This is a genomic window from Corynebacterium sp. ACRPH (assembly GCF_022347285.1).
Taxonomy (GTDB): Bacteria; Actinomycetota; Actinomycetes; order Mycobacteriales; family Mycobacteriaceae; genus Corynebacterium.
The window spans coordinates 1-4,905 of record NZ_JAKRND010000031.1; the positions used below are offsets into that span (position 1 = coordinate 1).

The following is a 4,905-nucleotide window of genomic DNA, read 5'->3' on the forward strand; positions in this document are numbered from 1 at the left end:
TTGTTAGCGGTGGGGTCACGCCCGGTCCCTTTCCGAACCCGGAAGCTAAGCCTACCTGCGCTGATGGTACTGCACCTGGGAGGGTGTGGGAGAGTAAGTCACCGCCGGCACTAAAACTAAAAATTGAGGGAGTATGTACGTCTATGGCGTGCATGCTCCCTTTTCTCATGCCAAAATCTTGTCGCGAATGCGTTAGGACTTGGGTGGAGTTCTGGCTTGCGGTCTGCAGACCACCGAGTACATCACCGAACCTGCCGGTTACGTTTACAAGCAGGTTTCGGAAATTTTCGGCAACTGCGACCAATCCGTTGACTAGTACATTTTCCACGAGGGGTTCCTTTCTGTTTGATTGATAGCCTTCGGCCTTTCTGCGTTGATTACCCTGTCCGCTGGGCCCAGCAGAAGCGGTGAAGAGCCTGCAAGCCGCGGTGTATATTGCGCACTGTTCAGAGGTCAGCTGGGTCGACCCGCTGCTGGCAACCGCAGATAGGTCCTGCTTCATGAAGTCGCAATGATTTTTGGCCTAGTTGTGGCGGCACTGGCAGCCTGTTTTTCGTAACCGCGCGAATTCTGCGCGGAGTGACCGTGGAACTGCACGGCTGTCCTAGCAAATGGGTGGATGGTCGGTTTCGCGGTCTGCTTTTTTATCGAACAATAATGGCTCTACAGTAGAGCTGTGCTCGTGAGAATCTCACATGTTGCTTCTTTGCTCGGTTAATCTCCCCATAAAAAGCTGAAAGGAGAATGCGGTGACACAAGGCCATAGAACCCGTCGTGAAGAATACGCAGCTCTTACTCGACAAGCCCTTATCAAGTCGGGTTCTGAAAGGTTTTCAACCTTTGGATACTCTGACACTTCGATAGCCCAGATCGCCGATGATGCGAGGGTGTCAAAGGGCGCTTTCTATCATCATTTTGAGGATAAGAGTTCGTTGCTCAAGGCTGTTCTCTCAGAGGCCTGCGATAGTGCAGCGCGGAAGATCGAGTACGCTTTTGAGAATCAAGTGGATTCTGATTCGCTTGTTTCTGGTGCTCTTGACTCTGCAATGGAATCTATTCAGGTCGATAGTCGGTATCGCAATCTTCGTCAGCAGGCAGTAGGTGTTTTGTCAGCTGGTGAGAGGCGGGAACTAGACAATCGAGTTCGGGTTCCTCTCGTTTCTAAGATCTTCTCGCTACTGGAAGCGCAAGGAAAGATTGGGGATGACGTCAGCGTTAATGCCGCTACAGTGCTTGTAGTAGCTATGCTCGAAGGAACGCTTGACGAGATGACAGCGAGTGATGATCCGCAGCGTTGTTACGCTGAGTACCGTCCACTTTTGTTGCGTTTTATCGAAGCGCTTGCGTATTAGGTGCGGCTGCAGCCTCATCGTTGAGGTGAGGGGAGGAAGATCCTTGAAGTGAGGTTCCCGAAGACGAATGCCAAATTTTCCTTTCCAGGTTGCCGATAATGCAGTTTGGAAGACTTGTATGCCATCTTCACTCTGGCATGCCTGTGTACCGACCGCCATGAGCTTGCAACTTGTTGAGTCTTGTGAGCTCGTCCTCCGTGAGGGAAACCTTGAGAGCGTTGACATTCTCTAGTAGTTTTGCTCGCTGTTTTGTTCCTGGAATAGGAACGACATCCTTGCCTCGTGCCAGTACCCAGGCAAGGGATACTTGGGCGGCTGTGGCGTTGTGATTGCGGGCGATGGATTCGATGATTTCGACTTGTTCTAGGTTTTTCTTGAGGTTTCGGCGTTTCCAGCGGGGAAGAGCTCGTCGGTAGTCAAGTAGGGGGAGTTGCGTGGTGGCTTTGTTATCCCCGGACAGGAGGCCTCTGCTGAGCGGCGAGTATGACACGATACCAATGTTGTGTTTCCGCGCTTCGGGTACGGGTCCTTGTTCAATGTCGCGTGATAAGAGTGACCATTCTGATTGCAGCGCGGTGATGGGGTACGTCTCATTGGCGGTATGGAGTTGTTCAGCTGAGAGCTCACTGACGCCAATGTGGCGGATGAGGCCTTCTTGCACGAGGTCAGCCATAGCGCCGATAGATTCTTCGATGGGGACCTCAGGGTCAGGCCGGTGAAGATAATAGAGGTCGATGTAGTCGCGGCGGAGTCTTTTTAAGGATCCAATGACAGCTGTGCGGCAGTTTTCTGGTCGTCCGTCTTGTCCAGTGGGGAAGGATAGTCGGTTGGTAGTGATGCCGAATTTAGTCGCGATAACAATATCGTCGCGGTGTGATAGGTGCTCACCGAGTAGTTCTTCATTGTGACCGTTGCCGTAGGACTCGGCCGTGTCGAAGAAGGTTATGCCTTGATCGAGTGCGAGGTTCAGCGTGGCGATGGCTTCAGTTTTGTTCGGTCGGCCGTAAACAGTGCTCATGCCCATACATCCCAGGCCGACAGCAGAAACGGTGAGGTCGCGGAGTTGACGAGTTTGCATGGAAATTGTCCTTAGAAAAGAGGGGTTAGTGCCGACCGATGATTGGTTGGTGCACACTGGTCGTAGTCGGCTGGGTAGGGCGCTAACTTGGCGTTGCTGTGATGGGTTGTTCGTCTACGGGCGGCGTGTTGGCTTCCGCCTGTGGGGTGGGGGCAGTGTGTGCGGGTGTGTTGTCCGGCTCATGGGTAATGAGGTCGCTGCGGCGAATGGAGAATAGAGCAGCGATGAGTCCGATGGCGGCGATGGCGGCTGCTGTTGTGAAGGCGATGTGGAGACTGTCAATGAATGCGGTGTTAGCTGCATCGACAATGGGGGCGCGAATAGCTTCCGGGACTGCTGTGGCGATGATTTTGCCACCTCCGGTGGCTGCAGCATCGGCGACTGCGGAGCGGGAGTCAGTAAGGATGGCAGTGGCGTCATTAGAAGTGAAGTTTGCGGTGACTCGGTTGGCGAACAAAGCACCGATGCCGGCGATGCCGATGGCGGTGCCGACCTGCTGGAAGGTTTCGTTGACGCCGGAGGCCACACCGGTCCGGTCAGGGGTAGTGGTGGATACAGACAATTCAGCACGGACGGGATTAAACAGGCCCATCCCCATGCCGAGGACGAACATCATAGGCAGAGCAGCGGTCCAAGAGTCATGTACGTCGACGAGGTTGATGAGTAGTAAGCCCACGGCGACACAAGCCAGAGAGAGGGAGAGGACGACACGTGGGGAAGTGCGGGAGGCAAGCTCAGAAGTGGCGGCTGCACCAACGAAAAGTGTCAAGGTCAGAGGTAGGGCACGAAGGCCAGTGTCCCATGCGCTGTACCCCAGGTAGGACTGCAGGTAGGTGACGAAGAGGAAAATGGCGGCGAATACGGAAATGTTAATGGTGAGCGTGACGATATTGAGACCGTTGTAGGTTCGGTTCCGAAATAGCGTCATGTCGAACAACGCCTGGTCGCCTTTGCGAACCTGGATCAGTATGAAAGCAATCGCTGCGATGATTGTAGCGGCGAAGAGGCTGAGGATGATATCGCTGGTCCAGCCTTCTGCTTCCCCACGCAGGAGGGCAAAGACGAAGCAGGTCAGTGCGGTAGAGAAGGTGAGCGTTCCGGCGATATCAACGGGTGGGGTGTTTTGTGAGCGAGACTCTGTGACGCGGAAGAACGTGATGCCCATGCAAATCAGTCCGACGGGGACGTTAACAAGGAAGATCCACCGCCAGTCAAGCCCGTCGGTTAAGCCGCCGCCAATAAGGGGGCCGAAGGCGATGGCAAGTCCGCTGACGGCGCCGAAAATACCGAATGCGCGGCTACGGTCTGGCCCGGTGTAAACGTTGCCGATGAGGGCCGGTCCGATGGCAAAGAGGATCGCACCACCGAGTCCCTGAAGGACGCGGGAGGCGATGAGAATTTCAATGTTCCATGCAACGCCGCAAAGGAGAGATGCGACCGTAAAGACGGCGAGGCCAATTGTAAAGAGTCGGCGTCGGCCAAATCTGTCTCCGAGTGACCCGGCAGCCACCAAAATGGCGGCGAGTCCAATGGCGTAGGAATCGAGAACCCACTGTAGCTGGGTGAAGCTGGCATCGAATGAGGATCGGATATCAGGTAGGGCGACGTTCACGACCGTGATGTCAAGCATGAGCATAAAGGCGCTTAGCGACGTGATGAGAAGCGTCCATGCGCGGCCGGTTGTGTGAGGTTTCGTTTGCGGAGAATCTAGGGAAGCGGTGAGGGCGGTCATGTGTGATCCCATCTTGAAGTACCGTAGGTATAAAACCGACCGACGGTCGGTTAATTGGAAGGTTATATGATGCTCCGAGGATTTTCCACTGTTCGGTCTGAATTTTCTTGCTTACCTATAGGTGGACTATTGGGTTAAGCCTGATCTCCCCGTTCGGTAGACGCTTGCTGTCTTGTTCTGGTGGGGTGTTAGAAGAGGCATGCAAACTCTAATGAATGTTGCTCCAAATGGTTCAAATGAGGTGCCGGAGCCCTTGTCATGTGAAAAGTGGCAGGTTGCACAAGGCAATTAAATGGTCTTCCGAGGAGTTAAACTAGTAATCCGCTTCCGGGTTGGTGAAGCTCATCGAACCGAGTATTCGGTCAAGTGAATGTGTCAGACCTTCGACCCTTCGTTCTAAACCGAAGATGCGCACGCTGAAGAGGTTTGCGGCGACCGGCCAAAAATTTTTCATTCTGATCACCGTGGAGCGTGTCAAGTTGTTTGTGTGTGGGGCTTGATTTCTAGAGGTATTGGTCGAAGCGGTCGGGGTAGGCCACGGCCATTTGGTTGATGGCTTGTTTCCACCCGGAAACCTTCCTGCCTTCGATTAGACGGCTGGCAGTGGCTGCGACTCGTTTACGGTCAAGTCCACGCGAGTGGTGTATCTGCCCTTTCGATAAAATAGGCAGCATGACGATCTCAGGGACCGGCACGAGCCCGGTGTTGCGACTGGCTCATGCGACCTCCTGAGTGGCTTCGCC

At 54.2% G+C, this 4,905-nt stretch carries 3 protein-coding genes and 1 rRNA gene; 2 read left to right on the forward strand and 2 right to left on the reverse strand.

Annotation, left to right across the window (positions count from 1 at the left end; genetic code table 11):
- Positions 1-110 (forward strand): 5S ribosomal RNA (rrf, locus tag MHX66_RS10360); the annotation flags it as partial.
- 639 nt (positions 111-749) lie between these two features.
- Positions 750-1,352: a TetR/AcrR family transcriptional regulator gene (locus tag MHX66_RS10365; RefSeq protein ID WP_239202846.1), complete on the forward strand. Its 603-nt coding sequence runs from the start codon at positions 750-752 to the stop codon at positions 1,350-1,352.
- Between the two features lie 127 nt (positions 1,353-1,479).
- On the opposite strand, the gene MHX66_RS10370 is transcribed toward MHX66_RS10365, so the two are convergent.
- Positions 1,480-2,430, reverse strand: coding sequence for an aldo/keto reductase (locus MHX66_RS10370; RefSeq protein WP_255717399.1), 951 nt, complete (start codon positions 2,428-2,430; stop codon positions 1,480-1,482).
- A gap of 82 nt (positions 2,431-2,512) precedes the next feature.
- Positions 2,513-4,162 carry an MFS transporter gene (locus MHX66_RS10375; RefSeq protein ID WP_239202848.1) on the reverse strand — a complete coding sequence of 550 codons (1,650 nt, stop codon included), beginning with the start codon at positions 4,160-4,162 and terminating at the stop codon, positions 2,513-2,515.
- Between the last annotated feature and the right edge of the window lie 743 nt (positions 4,163-4,905).